This window comes from Parapedobacter sp. GCM10030251 (assembly GCF_042666505.1).
Lineage (GTDB): Bacteria > Bacteroidota > Bacteroidia > Sphingobacteriales > Sphingobacteriaceae > Parapedobacter.
In genome coordinates this window covers 599,524-618,259 of sequence record NZ_JBHTDN010000004.1, presented here as the reverse complement: position 1 = coordinate 618,259, position 18,736 = coordinate 599,524, and the positions used below count along the sequence as shown (strand labels likewise).

The window sequence follows — 18,736 nt, the reverse complement described above, 5'->3', positions numbered from 1 at the left end:
TGTACGACCCCAAGGTTTCCGCCGAACAGGTCTATCAGGACCTGGACTACCTGGGCACCCGGACCCCCGGCGAAAACCGCAGGCTGGTCACCGTGGCGGATGATCCCTATGAGGCCGCAGCACGGGCGCACGCCATCGCCGTGCTCACCGAATGGGACGAGTTCAGGACCTACGACTGGGAGAGAATCAAGGACAACATGATGAAACCCGCTTTCCTGTTCGACGGAAGGAAACTGCTCGCCGCAAACCGCCTCGCAGATCTCGGATTCGCCTATTACGCCATCGGGGAATAGCTGGAACACCCTATTGCTGCAAAGAGAAACGGCAAAGCAAACAAGGTATAACGCTTCTAGCCGAAAGCGCTATAAATTTTTTCAAAAAAGCTTTTTTTTGTAAAAATCTTGTTATATTTACCGAAACACAACAAACACACGTGAATAGACTACAGTAAACACAACAAACACACCAAATATCAGCCCAACAGGCTATTTTTCCAGATACTGAAGCAGTTTTTTGAGATGCGCGGCATTCGCCCCGTACTGATGTTGTATTCTTTCTGAATAATTGAGTATACATTTTAGTTCAAACACTTAAAAATGATGCAGCATGCGCAAAATTCTGTTAATTTTAATCCCATTTTTATGGGTAAGCACGTCTTATTTAATGGCTCAACAGCGTACTATTGCCGGACGTGTGTTAAACGCGGATGGTAAAACGCCTGTTAGTGGGGCAACTATCCGTGTCGAAGGGGCCACCCTTAGCACGGTAAGCAATGACGACGGCAACTTTTCCTTGGAAGTCCCGGCAGAAAACGTTACCTTAGTAATTACCTCCGTAGGCTATGAAACGACAAGTGTGCCCGTAGGCGCCGAGCGTCGCGAAGACATTACCATCCTTCTCAAGGCCAGCAGTGATGAGCTGGAAGAAGTGGTGGTAACCGCACTGGGAATTGAGCGTAAAGCAAAAAGTCTTACGTATTCAACACAGGTTGTCAAAGGCGACGAACTGACAAAGGTAAAAGACGTAAATCCAATCAACGCACTTACAGGCAAGGTATCTGGACTACAGATCAATAGAAGCTCATCAGGAATGGGCGGTTCAGTAAACATAGTGCTACGGGGCTTCAAATCTAACCGCAACAACCAGCCCCTATATGTGGTGGATGGTTTACCGATCACCAATACCGCCGGTTCCGGACCAACCGGACCCTTCGGCGGAGGGACGGACCGTGGCGATATTTTAAGCACGCTGAATCCGGATGACATTGCCAGCATCAACGTGTTAAAAGGTGCTTCTGCTTCCGCACTATATGGCAGTCAGGGAGCCAACGGCGCCATCATGATCACCACCAAAAAAGGAGCCGCCGGTCGGATGCGTATCGAGTTAAGCAGCGGAGTAACGTTGGATCAAGCGTTTTACCTACCGGATCTGCAGTATCGCTACGGGCAGACGACGCCCGAAAGCGAAGAAAGCTGGGGAGCCCAGGGGACATTTTCCGATCCGGTGGACGGATTTTTTAACACGGGAACTACCTATCTGAATACCATCAGTTTAAGTGGCGGAACAGAAAAAATGCAAAATTATTTTTCTTACGGGAACACGACAAACAACGGTGTCCTCCCTACCAACACCTTTAACCAACACAGCCTTACCTTCAGAAACGCTACTAATTTTTTTGAAGACCGGCTGAAATTTGATGGCAGCTTGATGTATTCGAAACAGGACGTACACAACCGGCCGGCTTCAGGGCTATATTTCGGTCCGCTCAGTGGCTTGTACATGTTTCCGCGTGGCCAGGATTTCGACCAGTATAAAAACAACTTTGAGTATTTTTCCGAAACCCGGAATCTTTACCTCCAAAATTGGTGGAACGTCAACCATGACGCCGGATTAAGTGGCACACACCATCAGCAAAACCCGTATTGGATTCTTAATCGGAACGCCACCGATCAGCTCCGGAACAACATCATCGGACAAGCGAGTCTTTCCTTCCGGTTTACCGATTGGCTTAGTCTTTCCGCCAGGGGTACGCTGAACCAGCGGTGGGATCGGTTCCAGCGCAATGTATATGCCGGTACACAGGGCGTAATTTCCGGAGAAACCATAGCCGGTGTACTAGAAGACAATGGCCGGTACATCCGCGAAGAAAGCGAAAGTACGGACCTATATGGCGATATCCTTCTGAATGGCAATAAGGAACTCAACGAGAATTTTGACCTTACCTTCACACTGGGAACGGCTATCACGGACAGCCGTTCAACCGGTTGGGCGCTTGATCAACGGCGTTTGGCAGTGGCCAATATCTTCCTGCTTAGCAATATTTACCGGGAGTCTCCCATGAATAGCATGACGCTGACCGCGTCCCGTCGGCAAATACAATCCGTATTTGGCTCCGCGAACATCGGCTTCAAGGAGAAGGTGTATATCGATCTCACCGCCCGGAATGACTGGTCTTCGACGTTGGCGAATACGCCAAACATGGAAAAAGGGTATTTCTACTGGTCGGCCGGGATTACCGGAATCCTCTCCGATCTGATGGAATTACCAGACTTCATGACCTACAGCAAGCTTAGATTCACCTATGCCGAAGTGGGAAATGATGTGGCTCCGTTTTCCACAATCCCCACCAATAGCCTCGCCACGGGCACACTGACCGCCAACGTTTCGGGGCCTTACCTGGGGTTACCGCTCCGGCCGGAAATCAGCCGAAGCTTCGAATTGGGCTATGAAGGACGATTCTGGAATGATCGCATCAACATGGATGTTGCTTTATATAAAACCAATACCACCGATCAGTATTTCTCGTACGCGGGCCCTGTGGGCTCCATTTACACCACCGTATTTCTCAACGCCGGCAATGTGGAAAACAAGGGGCTTGAAGCAGCACTTGGAGTCGACCTCTTCAAATCGGAAAGCTTTACCTGGAATACCGGGCTGAACCTCACCGTGAACCGCAATAAGATCCTGGAGCTTGCCGAAAACTTGGGGGAAACCTACGGTGTCGGTGAAAATTTCAACGTCATGCGACTGGGAGGATCATTCGGGGATTTCTGGGGAAAAATGTTTCTTCGGGATGCCAACGGAACGCTGGTGGTGGATGCCGATGGACGGCCTCAAGGCGCCCCTGAAAATGGATTTCTGGGCAATAACAATCCCAAATCGATTATCGGATGGAACAATACCCTAAGTTACAAAGATTGGTCGCTAGGTCTAAGTATCGACGGTCGCTTTGGCGGTCAAGTGATCAGCATTACGCAGGGTTACCTAAATTCATTCGGCGTGAGCGAGGAAAGCGCCGCTGCACGTGACCGCGGGGGCGTGGACGTGCCGGCCGTACTGGCGGATGGCACACCCTTCGAGGGCCTGCTCCCTGCGCAGAGCTACTACGGTGCAATCGGCAACCGCGACGGAATCATTGAGGGCCAAGTGTACGAAGCGACCAATATCCGGCTGCGTGAAGTTTCGTTGTTCTATCGGCTACCGATCCAGCGGAAAGGCATTCAATCTGCCAGCTTGGGGCTTACGGGCCGCAATTTATTCTTTTTCAGGAACGATGCGCCCTACGATCCGGAGTTAAATACGACAACCGCTGTCGGCGGACAAGGCTACGATATATTCGGGCTGCCCACCACACGCAGTTACGGGTTGAACTTGAAGGTTTCATTTTAATTGAATATACCGATGAATTTCTATTTAATTGGACATAAGTCTTTCGTTAAAGCCGTAATGGCTATGATGCTCATTGTCGGAATAACGGCATGTACCGGCAACTTCATGGAGTTGAACACCAATCCCATAGGGGTCACCGATGAACAGGCAAACGGTGACTATGCATTGATCGCTTCTTTCCTTGCCCAGGCTCAACGCGACATCATTCCACAGGATGTCGGTGAATACCAGTTAGCGAATAACCTGTGCAGCGACGTTTACGGCGGGTATTTTGGTGCCGAAGCTCCCTTTGTTGGGAACGCCAACAACTTAACCTACAGCTTGGTCGAAGGCTGGTATCAGGCGATTTGGAACAACCGCTACATCAATGCCATGAATCCGCTGTATCGCGTCGGAGAATTAACCCGCACCGATGGCGCACTGCAGGACATTTTTGCTTTTTCCAAATTGCTGAAAGTGGCTGCTATGCACCGGACCGCCGATAAAGTCGGACCGATTATTTACAGCCGCTATAATTTACCCGAAGGCGACGGAAGCATCCGGTACGATGCGCTGGATGCGGTGTATGGCCAGTTTTTCGTAGATCTGGATACGGCCGCTAACATTCTGAAAGGGCTCGTGGGTTCCCAAGCGTCTTCAGCCATGCTGAAATCAGACTTGGCCTATACATCTAACAACTACGAGCGATGGCTGAAGTTTGCCAATACCCTACGCCTTAGGCTGGCCCTGCGCGTCAGTTATGTAAATCCTGAACTGGCAAAAACTGAAGGTGAGAAGGCGCTCGATCCGAGTGCAGGGGGACTTTTGGAGGACAATGCGGACAACTGTTTCATCTCGCTGTCGGTAGACCATCCGCTGAACATTATTACCTCGACCTGGAGCGACACCCGGCTGGGTGCTCCCTTTGAAGCCATCTTGAAGGGATACGACGACCCGCGACTGGCATATCATTTCCTGCCAGCTACGGATAACGCGGTCAAAGGACAAATCAAAGGCATACGGGGCGGAATCAATATCGATGCAAAAAGCCGTTACGACGGCTATTCGAAGCTAGTGCCGCAGGAAACGAAAATGCAACTCATGATTGCCGCCGAAAGCTGGTTCCTCCGTGCAGAGGCTGCGCTGCGTGGTTGGTCCAATGCGGGTGACATTAAAACGAACTATGAGAAAGGAATTACTTCCTCGTTTGCCATGCATGGCCTCCCCGGGGTAAATGCATACCTAGCTGACGATTCGAGTATGCCTGCGGAATACATCGATCCCAAAGCATTGAATGCGGGTGAAAACGACATCAAATCCGATTCGCCCCACCTCAGCAAAATCACCATAAAGTGGGAAGACGGCGCATCCGGTGATGAGAAGCTGGAACGGATCATTACACAGAAGTGGATTGCGCTCTTCCCCGATGGGGACGAAGCGTGGGCGGAATACCGGCGCACCGGATATCCGATCTTGTTTCCGGTGGTAGTCAATTACAGTAATGGGGCAATCCCCACCGATCCGGGAATCCGGCGGATGCCCTATCCGCAACGGGAATACAACAGTAACCGTGCAGGTGTGAGCGAAGCATTGAATTTGCTGGGAGGCCCTGACAATGGTGGTACCCGCCTTTGGTGGGACGTGGAAAATAAGCAACTGCCCTAGTTTATCCCATAGACTCCACGGGACCTGATACGGTTCCGTGGAGCTTCTTTAACGGACAGCTTTCAACATTCGTGTTTTAGGGAATTAAATTTAGATCGCTTATTTTAAGTCGCCGATTTCCCGTTGAATCTCTTGATATTGCTTTTTCGCCTCTTTCATGGCCAGTCCTTTATTCATGCCCGGCCTTTCATGCCCCGTGTAGGTAAGCCATGCGTCCTTCATCATTGCCTGTCGCTTGCTGACTAATTCATACAGTTTTTTCAGGTCGGGACTACCGTTTAGATAGGCCTCCCGTGAAGGAAATGAATCAACGGCGGGATTGAAATGAGACATCAGTGCCTTCGCCATTAGCCAGTGTCCCTCCCCTCCTGGATGCACCCCATCCTCCGCCAATCGGAACGCAGGATTTGTCCTGCGTTGTTCCTGCAGATAACGGCGCATTGGAAAATGCAGATCAATCACCTCCCAACCTCGTTGCTCGCGTTGTTCCAGCAACCACTCGGCGTAGCGATCCAACACCAAGTTATATCCTTCCAAGCCCTTTGCCGGATCGTCGTGTACCGGAGGGGTCAGAAAAACAATACGCTTCACGCCTGCGTTTTCCAATTCCTTCCGGAGCCGCTCAATACCGGTCTTGTAAGCCGCAAAACGTTTCTCATCAAGAGGTTCATAGATGCCGTCATTCATCCCATAACAAACAAAAACCACATCGGGTTTGGTCTTCTTCAATACGCTGCTCAACCGACTGAAAAGCCAGGGGCGTGGAAATTTACCATAGGCATGATTTTGTTCACTCAGCCCCGATACCGTTTCGCTCGGCAACCCGGCATTGATGATTTCCGTTTCGGCAGTCGGATATTGGGTGATGTGAAAACTCTCGAACAAGGCTACGTAATCGCCAGCGTATGTAATGCTATTGCCTAGAAAAAGAATCCTTCTGGCATCGGATAGCGGATACATGGCATCGACCGATTGCGCCATCGCCGGAACGGATAGCCACATCCAAAGGAAATAGATGTTTATGAGTTTACCCATGCCTGCTAAGATTAGCATTTCGTGGGGAAATTACAAATTCTTAGGGATGACACGCTTCCGACACTTCAATCGGCAAATCGGATTCGAGAATGGATGCACCGTCGGCAAAAATAGCCCGGTATGCTTTGGCACGCTCCTCTTTGGCTTCGAGTTTGTCATAGGTGGGGGCTGCGGAAATCATGCACATCACACCCTCCGCGTGCAACAAGCGATACAGCTCCTGATTCTCGGGTTTGATTTTGGGACCGATATAGGCGATCATGCGATTGAAAGGAATCCCAGCCGCCTTGTATTCCTGAAATTTTTCCTTGGTGAGGATGTGAGCGGAAAGCATCTGGTTGCTATTCTGATCGAGGTAGTAACGCGCCTCCTCAGGCGAATGGACGGTAACCATCACAAATGAATAGGCATTGTGCTTGCGGATAATCTCGGCGGTCTGTTCCAGCGGCAGATCTTTGTGGTCGAGATTTAATACCGTCTTCCCCCTTGCCCATTCGATCGCTTCATCCAGCGTTGGAATACGGTGGTCGGTCGCCCTGCCGTTGCGGTCTTTCAACCGCAATTCCTTTACTTCCTCCCAGGTACGGTCGGCAAGCTTACCCGCGCCGGTAGTCGTCCGATCCAGTGTTGCGTCGTGCATAAGCACCACGACTCCGTCTTTTGTGAGACGCGGGTCAATTTCAAAAAAAGCTGGCGTGTGCTGCAACACGGCTTCCATACCTTCGATGGAATTCTCCGTCAGCCCCTGTTCCACCGTTCCCCGATGGCCACTGATGACGGTCTTTCCTTTTTTGTATTTGAAAAAACGGTGCAGTTGCTTGGGCGACTTGAAATCCAACCGATGAAGGGCTTGCGCTTGTGCATGAGATTGAGTCCCTACCAGCAGAAGCACCAAAATCCCAGCTAAATAACGCGTGTGCTTCATTCGAAAATAATTACTCATTAGGTGTTTGTTTTTATTCATGTTACGAATGTTGTTAGACCTATTTTAAGGGCTTCATCAAACCTGCATTTACATCGATTTACATCGCCTTACGCATTCAATTTCAATAACGAGAATCCCTCTATGTCGTCAAAGCGGATAACAGTAATCGCCGAATTCTCCTGTACAATCCGTCGGTAATGTTTGAGGGGCATCCCCAGTTTCCACGCGAGATACAACCGATTAACCCCGTTGTGAGCCACCACCAATATATGCTGTCCTTCGTGCTTTTGCATCATCTCCGCGAAGAAATCATCCACGCGGTGCACTACCTCCAGGGCGGTGTCGCCCGAGCCTCCGGCGCGCGTGTGGTCCGGCGACTCGCTCCACGACTTCCAAAGATCGGGATCTTCCGATATGAATTCTTCTCGGGTCTTGCCTTCCCACGCGCCGAAATCGAGCTCGATCAATCGCCTATCCTGAACTACGGGCAACCGGTTGCCGCTCGCAATTTCAGCAGTAAGGTATGCTCGCTTCAAGGGAGAGGCGTACACAGCATCAATCGGACGGCCCTGCAATGTCTCGGCCACCCGATGTGCCTGCGCGATCCCCTTTTCTGTCAATTCAGCGTCCGTCCGACCGCAGTAACGGTTCCCGTCAGCGTTGTAGGTTGTTTCCCCATGCCGGAGCAAATAGATCGTCAGCATGCTCAAATATATTTCCGTTTTTTCAATTCATCAATAAACCGGTGGTAATTTAACTCATAAGCGGCTACCCATTCCGGTTTGGGGGCTATTTTCATTTCAATCGACGTCATGTGATTGGCGGCTTCGGCAAGGGAAGCATAGAACGTCTTAGATGCCGCTGCAATAGCGGCTCCTACCGCCCCGCTGGCTTCTTTACTTTTATAAATGGGCAGATTCAGCACACTGCTGCGGATGGCCAGCCACACATCGCTGTTGCTGCCCCCTCCCGCGGTGTACACAGCTGCGGGGCGTTCGCCCGACAATTGCTCAATCAATTCATATGCGAGCCGCTCGATGTAAGCGACACCTTCCATGCTCGCTGCAAATCGTTCGGCTGGCGCCAACCCTTCGGGTATAAATCCCTTTGCTTCCGGCGCAATGAATGGGAAACGCTCGCCCGGTTGCTTCAATGGCCAGGCCAATTGTCCCGTGGGAATTAGCGCCGCAGCTTGCTCGTTCAACTGCCGCAGGTCCGTTCCAAAATCTGTCGACACCCAATCGGCGCCGGTATTGCTTGCCCCGCCCGGCATCCAATGCCCATCGGGGTGGCGGTGGCTGTATAGCCTGCCCTCCGGATCGTTAATTGCGCCCGTCGTAACGCCCTTGATGACCAGCGTGGTGCCGATGGTCGTATTCCAGTCGCCTGGCTTAACAGCGCCTGAAGCAATCTGTGAAGCACAGCCATCGGTCATTCCAACGATCACTTGTGCCTGGTAGAGCCCCCACCTGGCGGCCAATTCATCGGTAAGGAAACCAACTGGGGTTCCGGAAGGAACCACGTGCTGGAACCAGTCCCTTTGCAGGGGTAGGTGGGAGGTAAGATAGGTCGGCCATTGATAGGCAGATACGTCGTAGCCCGACTTCAGCGCATTGGTGCAATCGGTTACATCATAAACACCGCTCAATTGACCCACCAGGTAATCAGCAGCGTGCACCCATTTCTGGATGGCCTTTGCCTTCTCGGGGTAGGTTTTAACGAACCACACCATTTTGGCCAATCCGCTTGAGGCGCCGAATCCCGTATAGCCATCGCTCACAAACCGCTCCGCAACCGCTGTGCATTCTCGGCCGATTGCTGCCGGACGGGGGTCACTGTACATCAACGCGGGGTGTAACGGTTTGTTTCCCTCGCCCAGCGGTATGACCGTGCCGGATGTTGAATCGACGCCAATGGCCAATATGCTGTCGCGTGGGATATCCGGCGTAAGCGATTGCATCAATTCGTCCAATATTTCGAACGTCTTTGCTGTCCACTCTTCGGGCGACTGTTCCTGCCGCGACGCCGGTGTCAAGACGAAGCTTCGGGCGGCCTCGGCCCACACTTTTCCAGACTCGCTCACCAGTGCAGCGCGTACTCCCTGCGTTCCCACATCAATGCCGATAAAGTTCTTCTCCATCCCCTACCTGATCTGCTTAAACGTATTGCGCGCCCGTTTCCACTCCGCATACAACCCCAAAAACAACTCCCGGTTTTGCGGTTCCACTTCTTCCAACAATTGCGGGTCAACGGGTTTCAGTCCCAATGCACGGGCACAGATAAACGCACCTCCCAACACTGATGATTGACGGTAGGTATTTCGGATCCGGATTTTTTTATTGGTCAGGTTGGCGATGAACTGCCGGAGCTTGCGGCTTTGCACACCGCCCCCGCATGCCCAGATGTAATCTTTCTCATACTTAGATACGCTGCACAACACGTTGTAATTTTCGTAAATGCTGCACGCGATATCCCATAAAATGGCGAACACAAATCCTCCCCGGGTAAGCTGATGCGACACGGGGGCATTAAAGATAAATCCACCCTTGGTAAGCGGCGTATCTTCGTCAGCCACCAGCGATCCAAGTGAAGCCACGCACTGCGAATAGGACGCTTCATCAAGTTCCTTTTCAATCACTTCGTACGGCTCGTTCGGATAAAAAATCTCTTTGAGCCGCTGGTAGTTAAGTCCGGTTACACCCGCGTTGGCTTCCAGCATAAAGCTGTTTTCATCGACATAGCGGCCCGTCCAGGTTCGCTGATGGTTGTCGATCACATACGCGTCCACCACCTTGATGATAGGCGTAGTTGTACCCGAAACCACCACGACGTCGTCGGTATCCGGCTGCAGGCTATGGATGGCCAATTGCGTATCCGCACCACCCACTACTACAACGGCCTGCGGAGCAATGGCCAGTTCCCGTGCCACGTCGGGTAATACGGTTCCCAACACCGTCCCGGATGACAACAACGGTGGCAAAAGTGAGGGTGAGAGACCGAATACGCCGCAAAGTTCATCAGACCATGCGCCCGCATTGATATCATAAAGCAGGGTTTCCGAGGCTTGAGAATGCTCATAACCCATCACACCGGAAAATTGAAATTGCACCCAATCGCTGATGCTTGTAAACGACACGACGCGGCCCCAAAGCTGGGGCTTGCGCTCGCGCAAACCGACCAACTTCAATGCCGAAAAGAGCGCCGTCGGGTACCGCCCTGTCAATGTATACATGCGGTCTTTGTCGGCAATCATCGATTCCCACTCCCTTCCACGGTTGTCGTGGTTCGACATGCCGATCAACGGCTGCCCTGCGGCATCTAATACCACAATGCCTTCACGCTGGCTGGTAGCCGTAATGGCGAGAATTTCCACATCGCCGGTTTGTACAAGCACGGCTTCCACCAATTGCTTGATTTGAACCCACAATGCCGACGGATCGAAATAAATGGAATCGGGATAGTCGCTATCCTTCATGTAGCTCACATTCTCCCGCGCCAGGGCTAGTAGTTCACCCCCTGCGGAAACGACGGCGGCACGCACATTTCCGGTACCGATATCGATTGCTAAAAAGGCTTGTTTTCGCTCCATCTAATGATTATTTAACGATCGATGATAACACTTCCCTGTTTACAAGCTGAGGTACTTGATGATTTCCCTTACCGAAATACTCATTCAGCACCCGGTTCAGGATTGCCACATGGTGATCTTCCACTTCGTGGGTCGCACCAGCGATATGGGGAGTAGCTAATACATTCGGATGGCGGATGAGCCGATAGTCTGTTTCATCTGGTGGCTCCTGATCAAACACATCCAATATTGCACCGCGGATGCGGCTATTTTCGATGGCTTCCAGTAAACTATGGCGGTCTACCACCACGGCGCGCGCTGTGTTGACAAATATGGCGTCCGGCTTCATCAACGACAATAACTCCCCTCCGATCATCCCTTTGGTTTCAGTAGTTACAGGAAGGTGAATACCGACTACATCGCTGGTCCGGAACAGGTCCTCGAGCGACTGCTTTTTAAATGCAGGGTCGTCTGATGTGAAAAACGGATCGAAGTACGTAATCTCGCAGGGAAACGTTTTCAATATATTGGCAATGGTTTGCCCCACCGCGCCGAACCCGACCATTCCGACCTGCTTTCCCGCCAGCTCATTGCCCTTGAACTGGAGGTACGATGTATGTGCTCCTACTCCCCACTGGCCGCTTTCCAGCCACTGGATGCTATTGAGCGTATGCCGCATCAGGGTAATGACATTAGCGATAAATAATTCCGCAACGGCCTGCGCGTTACGTGCCGGTGTGTTGAATACGGGAATGCCCAATTTGGTGGCTACCTGCACAGCAACATTAGACGGCGTGCCCCGGCACACGCCGATAAACTTCAATTCAGGGTGCGCTTCAATCACCTCGGCGGTTACCTCATCGTGCTCGGTAATCAGTGCTCCGGCTTTCGTTTCATTCAGCAAAGCGATCAGCTCGTCCGGCTTATAGCCCCGCCCATGGGATTTCCAGGGCCGGTAAATAACCTCTCCAAATAGTCGTGTCAATTCTTCTCTGCCTTTTTCATGATAAGGCGCCGTAACCAGTATCCTCATAAATGTTATTGTTTGGTATCTTTTAAATCCCCTTCAGGCATCGTAATAAACCTGGTGAGCAGTGCACTCAGAAAATACAGCCCGGAAAGCACCCAGATTACGCCTTCATCACCGATTACGCCAATCAATGCGCCGACGATGGCCGGCCCCACAAAGACGGGCAGTCCAGCTCCCAGATTGAGGATGGCCATGGCTGCTCCCTTATCCTTTTTCACCAGCGAAGGAACCAGTGCCGAAAGGGGTACATATCCGGCCAGTAATCCGCCCCAAAGCACACCGCTGAACAGCACTGCCCAAAAATCGCCCCCAAACCACACCGGCGAATAGAAGAACAGCAGGGTGGTAAGGCCGCATCCGACTCCACCGAACCACATGATGGTGGTGCGCCATCCCAGGCGGTCGCCCACGAATCCGAAAATCAGATTGAAAGCAATGTTACTGGTAAAAATGGTACCCCAGATCTGTAACCACTCCTTGGTACTGAATCCGTGCGTCGCCATATAAATGGGCAGGAATACCGGAAAGGCAAACTGTGCCGTGGTATTGATGACCCGGACCAGCCCCCCAATGAACACTTTGGGCTCTTCCCGCACAATCGTCAATCCTTTAAGCAGTTCTTTTGTTTTTGAACCTGCATCACCCGAAGGAATAAACCGGTCCTTATTCAGTACTAACGAAAAGAAGGCTCCTACCAATACCCAGAATATGGAACTCCAAAGTGTGTTTTGGTACCCCATAAAGTCAATGGCCCAACTTGAATAGTAGGCTCCGAATACATTTAATCCACCGGTAAACACAAACCAAAACCACCCCACTGCCCGACCCAACCGGTCTTTGGGCGTACGGTAGGTAATCCATACCAGAAATGAATAGGCAAAAAGCGGATATCCAAATCCGCGGATGGCGTAGGTAACGAGCATGACCGGATAATCCAATTTGGCCATTCCCAATCCAACAAATCCAATGGTGCCGATTATATAGAGTAACAATCCCATTCCCATGGCCTTCCGCGGTCCGTAACCCTCGGCCAATACACCCGAAAACCAGGAAGAAATGGCGATGGTGATGCCATATACCGTAAATAACAATGCAGATTGTTGGATGGACATGCCATGTTCCAATAGATACGGGCTCAGCCATCCTTGCTCCACGCCATCACCCATCATGAAGATAATGATACCGAGATACCCCCATGCCAACGGTTTCGGCAAACCAAGTCTGTCGACCCACGTGGTGTTTTCTTGTGTTTGTAAATTCATTTGTAATTCTATAATTGGCAATTGTTGTTTAAAACGAAATCAAAAATAACAAAATTTAACATAAATAAAACAAAATTAAACAAAACACCCGACTAAACAGATATTCAATCAAATAAGATAACATATTCGTTCCGTTCGTCTCGCTTCCATGCAAATTGCTGTGAGGTTGGGGATGCACCGAAAAGCGGAGAGAACGTTTTTACCTTTACGGTTTTGTTATCCGGGAAGAATTCCAATATCCGAAGCCAACCGTCTCCCCCGTTCCCGTGGCGGTGACCACCACCCATTGATTGAGCATCAAACAGCATTTGATGTACGGCCTTGCCTGCTACGTTTTCGTCGCTTCGGTATCCTTCCCCTGAAATATGCCCGCACAGCACCAATTCGATATTCGATGCGGGCTGCACCAGTTTTTCCCATAGTTGCTTTCCGTTGTTTGCGTGTTGTAGTTTGATCTTTGGTGATTTCTGAATCATATTATCTATTGCATAAGGTTCCCAAAAGAGCCAATTTATCTCTCCGGCTGTATGTTCATCCTTTGCATTTAGGTAATTGTGTGTCACGAGCACGATCCGATGATCCCGATACTGTTCCATATCAGCAATCCGCTTTGCCCAGGTCACCACAGTGTCCCTCGGAGCGAATTCAACGGTCATAAAAAGGTAGTCCTGACCATTCAGGCCCTTTAGTTCATAGGCCGAATTTTCCAGCGTGGGCTTTCCTTGCTCATTCCGGCTATTCTGGACGAGTATTTTCTGATTCAGGTAGTTCCGTTCCGAGGTAAAAAACTCGCTATAGTGCGACGTACGGTTGCCCTGCCGATCGATGCTGTAATCGTGGTTTCCAGTTGCGGCGATATAGGGAACCTTGCCATCTAATCTCGAAAATGCATGCGATACCGCTTCCCATTGCTGCTGCGTAGTTTGATTGCCATCATAATCATTGGTGATCTTCTCGTCATTTTCGACCAAATCCCCTACACAAACCACCATCTTGATATTTAGTAAATCGAGGTTATCTTCGATCCATGCCATCATCAGATCCATGATCGGTTGGTTCCTACCCCATTTTACATAATTTTGAAGATCCGGGATCATGATCATGGACCATGAACCTTCTCGTTCCAAAGCAGGCTTTTCATAGGTCTGTTGTGCAATCCCTTCTCTAAAGAAGCTTATTAGAAACACGAGTGTCAAAAAACAATAAACCCTTTTCATAATTTCAAATTTGATTAGTCGTTGCTTAATTTTCCTCTACATTGGACTTCGCGTATCAATCGACGAGATTTACCTCATTAATAGGTGATTCAGGATAGGGACGCAGGTACGCACCGCTGCTTACCAATTCGTCTTGTAAGCTTTTTACGTTGATATCGCCCGGAGTCACACCTGCCCTAACCGCTCTTTTCGCGGCTCTTCCGGCGGCCTCACCCATAGCCATGCAGGGAGCCATTACTCGTATGGCAGACATGGCCTCGTGGGTGGTGGATATGGCTCGTCCGGCCACCAATAAATTCTTCACCTTTTGTGGCACCAGCGAGCGATAAGGGATGTCATAACAATCACCACACCACGTCAGTGTACAACCTCCTCCTTCCGGATGATGGATATCCAACGGATAACTGGCCACCGCAATTGCATCATCGAAATGTGCGCATCCCAATACATCTTCCTGGTTCATCACGTATTGGCCGACGATCCGCCGGGTTTCCCGGATTCCCAAAAAAGGGGCCGTTTTTAAAAAGTAGGCGTCTTCAAATCCGGGAACATATCGGATTAGGTATTCCTGTATATCCTTTATTTGCTTTCTTCCTTCAATTTCACCATAAGTCAGGCTGCTGGGATCTGTACCGTTTACACCATTCACACGACTCATATTCACCCATATTTCCCCTTTGCGTAAGCCCGTGATCAGGATCGTCCGTTCCACCGGTAATGTAATCCCTTCCTGTTGCGCCTGCTGAATCAGACTTCTCAATCCGACAACGATAAATTGATTGTTCTGACCGAAATATTCGGCAGGAATAAAATCAGTCAGGTAAGTACGTGATTCTTCGGCAATACTCAGCCTAAGCTTTTCGGTATCCACCCCGCCCAGGCAGAACATCAATGTAGGAGGTTGTACTCCTCCTTGCTCGTTGCCGTATTCACAAGGCACACCAGCACGATAAGCAACATCCGCATCGCCACTGCAATCAATCACTACTTTTGCCAGTATCACCTCCCTACCTGCCTTACTTTCGACAATCACACCTTTCAGTTCATCGCCTTCCATGATCACATCAGAGAAAAATGTATAAAACAAAACATCTACGTTGCTTTCCACCAGCAGTTCAAGGCCCGCTGTCTTCACCGCTTCAGGTTCTACCAAGGTAAGGCTCATATGCAGCGGACAAGGGCGGTGTTCGCTGGCTGCGTTTATTTTTTTGAGCCTATCAATAAATTTCTGGGGTAACCCTTTGATTATCTGGTTGCCTTTTTGGCCAAGAAAACCCAATACGGGTAGGCCGATCGTCATGTTACCACCCACAAAGCTCCTGCTTTCAATCAAGGTGACCGACAAGCCGTCCTCGGCCGCTGCCTGTGCAGCAATCAGACCGGAGGGGCCACCGCCGACAACTAACACATCAGTTTCTTTTCTTACCGACAATTCTTTTGATGGTTCTTTAATGGTTTTCATATTTTTAATTTTTTGTGAACGAGAGAACTTATAAATGAGGGAACTAGCGAGCTTGGCAATTTTCTGCCCCCGTTTCCTTACTCACCTGTTCACTTGTTCCCTTACTCACGTGGTTCCAAGTCCATCTGCGCCGTAATTGCTGGCCGTTCCGGACGTATCATTGTCCATAAAATCACCGCGGCGATCGGATGAAGCAATGCCATCGCCATAAAAATCTTATCGGCTCCCAAGGTGCCCATAAGCTGCCCGACTACATAGTTAAACAACACGGCCCCCAACGCTCCAAAACCACCCGCAATACCCAACACACTTGCCACATTCTTTATTGGGAATGCTTCCGCCACCACCACGCTGACCGTAAACAACCAACTGATACACATTGCTGCTATGATGGCGAACAGCACTAACGTACTGCCCGCGTTGGGCACGTAAGGAGTCAATACGCATAACGGTCCGAATACCGCCGTCGCAGTCAGCATCACTTTCCGGGCACGCAAAGGTTGCATACCCCTACGAACAAGGCGATCTGACCAAGCGGAGGTACCGACACCTCCTAAATCGGCGACTAAGAAGGGTATCCAACCAAACATTCCTACTTGAGCGAGGGTAAGCCCCGATTCCTCCTGCAAATAACCTGGTAGCCAGAAGAGACAGAAATACCATACTGGATCGCTGATAAACCGGATCAGTAAGATTCCCCATAGACTTCGGGTTGTCCAGAGTTGTGCCCATGTAAATCCCCTATTGGTGCTGCTACCCGACGCCCCGGTTTCTGCACGTATATGTTCAGGTGGACTGCGGTATACCAAGGCCCACAGAACAGCTATCACCAAGCCCAACGCACCACACACGAAAAAGACCATATGCCAATCAAATGTCAAAGCAAGCCAAGCAACCAACGGCGGCGCGATGATAGCGCCGATGGAGCTGCCGGCTACACATAAACTATTCGCTGTGGCACGCAATTTACCCGGGAACCAAACGGACACGACCTTCAACTGTGCCGGGAAATTCGTCGGTTCGGCCATCCCTAGTAGCCCACGGAAAAACGCAAACTGCCCCACTGTACGGGAAACCCCTCCACCGATACATGCGAGCGACCACGCAATCACGCCATACAGCATCACCTTACCCGCTCCGAAGCGGTCGACCAGCCAACCTGCGAGCGGATACATGGCAGCATAGCATACTGTAAACATATTTACAATAAACGCATAGCCGTCATCGCCCAAACTAAAAGTTTCTTTTAAAGTCGGCTTTAGGATGGACACGATCTGCCTATCCACATAGTTGAACACAATGGCGACAAAAATAACTGCCACCATGAGCCACCGTCTTTTTTCAGCGGGAATTGTCATTTTTCAAGGTTCAATACGAAATGGCCGGCGTGAAATCTTTCGTAATCACATCCTGCTCATACACAGTTCCGAACCGATCCGTTGCCACGACCTTGATAGCTGCCGCTGGATTTTGAGGCAGATAGGTGTATAAATGATCACAAAGCTGACTGTAGTTATTGGGATTACGATTTAATACACCAATGTGGTAGCCCATACTCCATGCGTCGCGATTGACGTTGGCCGGCTTCATGTTCCCCGTTTTCACTCCGTCTTCGTATACTTCAAGCGTCCATTCGTTGTCGGCATTCCATACATTAGCTACCAGTGTACTTCCCGGTTGTGAAAACGAGAAATAACCATACTGCCCACCGAACGAAGCATCCCCCCAATGCAACCGCAATTGGAATTCACGATCGTAATTTACGGCTTTGTAGTACCAATTTTTGATGGAATTCCCCCGGATGTCATAAACCGCATATCCATTGGGTGTACCGTCACCATTAACGGTGGAACGCCACCAAGCTCCGCAGGCCGCCCCATGAATGTGCTCGTATATGCTGGGAGATACGGCCGTATGGATATAGTTCTGGTTATAATGGGTATGCCCACTCATGAAATGTACCTCAGCATATCCTTCGAGCAATTTCAAAAGCCGATCCTTGTTGGGTACACCGGAACCGCGGAGGGGCATATGGAAGTATACGATGATCATTTTATCTTTAGACACGTAGGCCAGATCTTCCTTGACCCAATTGATCTGATCTTCGCTAAAAGCAGCAGCATAACTGCTGTTATCGGAAAAAGCCACATTGTCCAAGCAGATAAAATGAACCTCACCCCGGTTAAAGGAATAATTCAGTGGCCCATAAATCCCACTGAAGAAATCGCCGTTTTTCGGGGCAGGCGCAGCTGCGAACTTGTCGTGGTTGCCAATTGTCGTAAAAACTGGCATCGACGTGCTTCCCAATGCGTTTTTCATGGTATTAAGCAATCCCTGTTGGTCGCCGACCACGTCGCCCATAGACAACCCGTACGCCGGTACAGAAAGGGAGGCCAACGTCCCTTTTAAGTCGTTGATGGTCTCCTCACGAAAACGGGTCACTTCCGCTTGGTTCGTGACCTGCGGATCGCCGATACAAATCAACGTGAAGTCAGTTTCGCTGGCCGCTAGTTCCGACAATCCGAAATCGGCCCGAAACGCCTCACCAGCCGATGCTCGGATGGCTTGATAAAAGGCGGGTATTTTCCGGGATGAGGTCTCCACGCTAACGGCATAGTTTGGAGGGGTCGAATAAAATACAAAATCTGCTTCACCATGCCGTTTCATCTGGTAAATACCCCTTTCATCCGTTAGACTGCACGTAAATCCATCGCTGACCACTACGCCGGGTACAGGCTGTCCGGCGTTGTCCGAAATAATGCCATACAAATCGTTCCCGGGTTCCGGTTCAATATCAACGGCTCCCGGGGTACCCGGTGGATCTTTATCCACGGGCGTCGTATTCGATTTACCACAATCAACACATAAAATCGCTGCCAGAAAAAGGCAAATTTGCAGGATTGCTCGTATTTTCATTGGTTATA

14 protein-coding genes are annotated in these 18,736 nt (G+C 50.3%); 3 read left to right on the top strand and 11 right to left on the bottom strand.

Annotated elements, in window-relative coordinates; all coding sequences use genetic code 11:
• The 3 genes from ACFQRK_RS14840 to ACFQRK_RS14830 all read left to right on the top strand — a co-directional run.
• Positions 1-293, top strand: a 293-nt coding sequence (locus ACFQRK_RS14840; RefSeq protein WP_379008031.1) for a UDP binding domain-containing protein, incomplete at its 5' end; no start/stop codon positions are given.
• A gap of 313 nt (positions 294-606) precedes the next feature.
• A complete protein-coding gene (locus ACFQRK_RS14835; RefSeq protein WP_379008028.1) occupies positions 607-3,669 on the top strand; it encodes a SusC/RagA family TonB-linked outer membrane protein in 3,063 nt (1,020 codons plus the stop codon).
• A gap of 12 nt (positions 3,670-3,681) precedes the next feature.
• Entirely contained in the window at positions 3,682-5,313 is a 1,632-nt protein-coding gene (locus tag ACFQRK_RS14830) for a SusD/RagB family nutrient-binding outer membrane lipoprotein (RefSeq protein ID WP_379008026.1), read from the top strand.
• A 99-nt stretch (positions 5,314-5,412) separates the two neighbouring features.
• On the opposite strand, the gene ACFQRK_RS14825 is transcribed toward ACFQRK_RS14830, so the two are convergent.
• From ACFQRK_RS14825 to ACFQRK_RS14775, 11 genes are all read right to left on the bottom strand, one after another.
• Positions 5,413-6,348 carry an SGNH/GDSL hydrolase family protein gene (locus tag ACFQRK_RS14825; RefSeq protein WP_379008023.1) on the bottom strand — a complete coding sequence of 312 codons (936 nt, stop codon included), beginning with the start codon at positions 6,346-6,348 and terminating at the stop codon, positions 5,413-5,415.
• Positions 6,349-6,388: 40 nt separating this feature from the next.
• Positions 6,389-7,291 (bottom strand): glycerophosphodiester phosphodiesterase family protein, encoded by a 903-nt coding sequence (locus ACFQRK_RS14820; protein ID WP_379008021.1) that lies wholly within the window; start codon positions 7,289-7,291, stop codon positions 6,389-6,391.
• 89 nt (positions 7,292-7,380) lie between these two features.
• Positions 7,381-7,977, bottom strand: coding sequence for a histidine phosphatase family protein (locus ACFQRK_RS14815; protein ID WP_379008019.1), 597 nt, complete (start codon positions 7,975-7,977; stop codon positions 7,381-7,383).
• 2 nt (positions 7,978-7,979) lie between these two features.
• A complete protein-coding gene (locus ACFQRK_RS14810; protein WP_379008016.1) occupies positions 7,980-9,413 on the bottom strand; it encodes an FGGY-family carbohydrate kinase in 1,434 nt (477 codons plus the stop codon).
• A gap of 3 nt (positions 9,414-9,416) precedes the next feature.
• Positions 9,417-10,862: an FGGY-family carbohydrate kinase gene (locus ACFQRK_RS14805; protein WP_379008014.1), complete on the bottom strand. Its 1,446-nt coding sequence runs from the start codon at positions 10,860-10,862 to the stop codon at positions 9,417-9,419.
• Positions 10,863-10,869: 7 nt separating this feature from the next.
• Complete coding sequence (locus ACFQRK_RS14800) at positions 10,870-11,874, bottom strand: 2-hydroxyacid dehydrogenase (protein ID WP_379008013.1); 1,005 nt, start codon at positions 11,872-11,874, stop codon at positions 10,870-10,872.
• Positions 11,875-11,879: 5 nt separating this feature from the next.
• Entirely contained in the window at positions 11,880-13,133 is a 1,254-nt protein-coding gene (locus ACFQRK_RS14795; protein ID WP_379008010.1) for an MFS transporter, read from the bottom strand.
• 104 nt (positions 13,134-13,237) lie between these two features.
• Entirely contained in the window at positions 13,238-14,350 is a 1,113-nt protein-coding gene (locus ACFQRK_RS14790) for a metallophosphoesterase (protein WP_379008008.1), read from the bottom strand.
• A gap of 55 nt (positions 14,351-14,405) precedes the next feature.
• Positions 14,406-15,812, bottom strand: coding sequence for an FAD-dependent oxidoreductase (locus tag ACFQRK_RS14785; RefSeq protein ID WP_379008005.1), 1,407 nt, complete (start codon positions 15,810-15,812; stop codon positions 14,406-14,408).
• 101 nt (positions 15,813-15,913) lie between these two features.
• Positions 15,914-17,170, bottom strand: a complete 1,257-nt coding sequence (locus ACFQRK_RS14780; RefSeq protein ID WP_379008002.1) for an MFS transporter — start codon at positions 17,168-17,170, stop codon at positions 15,914-15,916.
• A 10-nt stretch (positions 17,171-17,180) separates the two neighbouring features.
• Positions 17,181-18,728: a calcineurin-like phosphoesterase C-terminal domain-containing protein gene (locus ACFQRK_RS14775; protein WP_379008000.1), complete on the bottom strand. Its 1,548-nt coding sequence runs from the start codon at positions 18,726-18,728 to the stop codon at positions 17,181-17,183.
• Positions 18,729-18,736 lie beyond the last annotated feature (8 nt).

Bases quoted from the DNA above. Each gene is read 5' to 3' on its own strand.
- ACFQRK_RS14805 (WP_379008014.1), bottom strand. From the start codon at position 10,862: ATGGAGCGAAAACAAGCCTTTTTAGCAATCGATATCGGTACCGGAAAT.
- ACFQRK_RS14780 (WP_379008002.1), bottom strand. From the start codon at position 17,170: ATGACAATTCCCGCTGAAAAAAGACGGTGGCTCATGGTGGCAGTTATT.
- ACFQRK_RS14790 (WP_379008008.1), bottom strand. From the start codon at position 14,350: ATGAAAAGGGTTTATTGTTTTTTGACACTCGTGTTTCTAATAAGCTTC.
- ACFQRK_RS14830 (WP_379008026.1), top strand. From the start codon at position 3,682: ATGAATTTCTATTTAATTGGACATAAGTCTTTCGTTAAAGCCGTAATG.
- ACFQRK_RS14775 (WP_379008000.1), bottom strand. From the start codon at position 18,728: ATGAAAATACGAGCAATCCTGCAAATTTGCCTTTTTCTGGCAGCGATT.
- ACFQRK_RS14795 (WP_379008010.1), bottom strand. From the start codon at position 13,133: ATGAATTTACAAACACAAGAAAACACCACGTGGGTCGACAGACTTGGT.
- ACFQRK_RS14835 (WP_379008028.1), top strand. From the start codon at position 607: ATGCGCAAAATTCTGTTAATTTTAATCCCATTTTTATGGGTAAGCACG.
- ACFQRK_RS14815 (WP_379008019.1), bottom strand. From the start codon at position 7,977: ATGCTGACGATCTATTTGCTCCGGCATGGGGAAACAACCTACAACGCT.
- ACFQRK_RS14800 (WP_379008013.1), bottom strand. From the start codon at position 11,874: ATGAGGATACTGGTTACGGCGCCTTATCATGAAAAAGGCAGAGAAGAA.
- ACFQRK_RS14785 (WP_379008005.1), bottom strand. From the start codon at position 15,812: ATGAAAACCATTAAAGAACCATCAAAAGAATTGTCGGTAAGAAAAGAA.
- ACFQRK_RS14825 (WP_379008023.1), bottom strand. From the start codon at position 6,348: ATGGGTAAACTCATAAACATCTATTTCCTTTGGATGTGGCTATCCGTT.
- ACFQRK_RS14820 (WP_379008021.1), bottom strand. From the start codon at position 7,291: ATGAGTAATTATTTTCGAATGAAGCACACGCGTTATTTAGCTGGGATT.
- ACFQRK_RS14810 (WP_379008016.1), bottom strand. From the start codon at position 9,413: ATGGAGAAGAACTTTATCGGCATTGATGTGGGAACGCAGGGAGTACGC.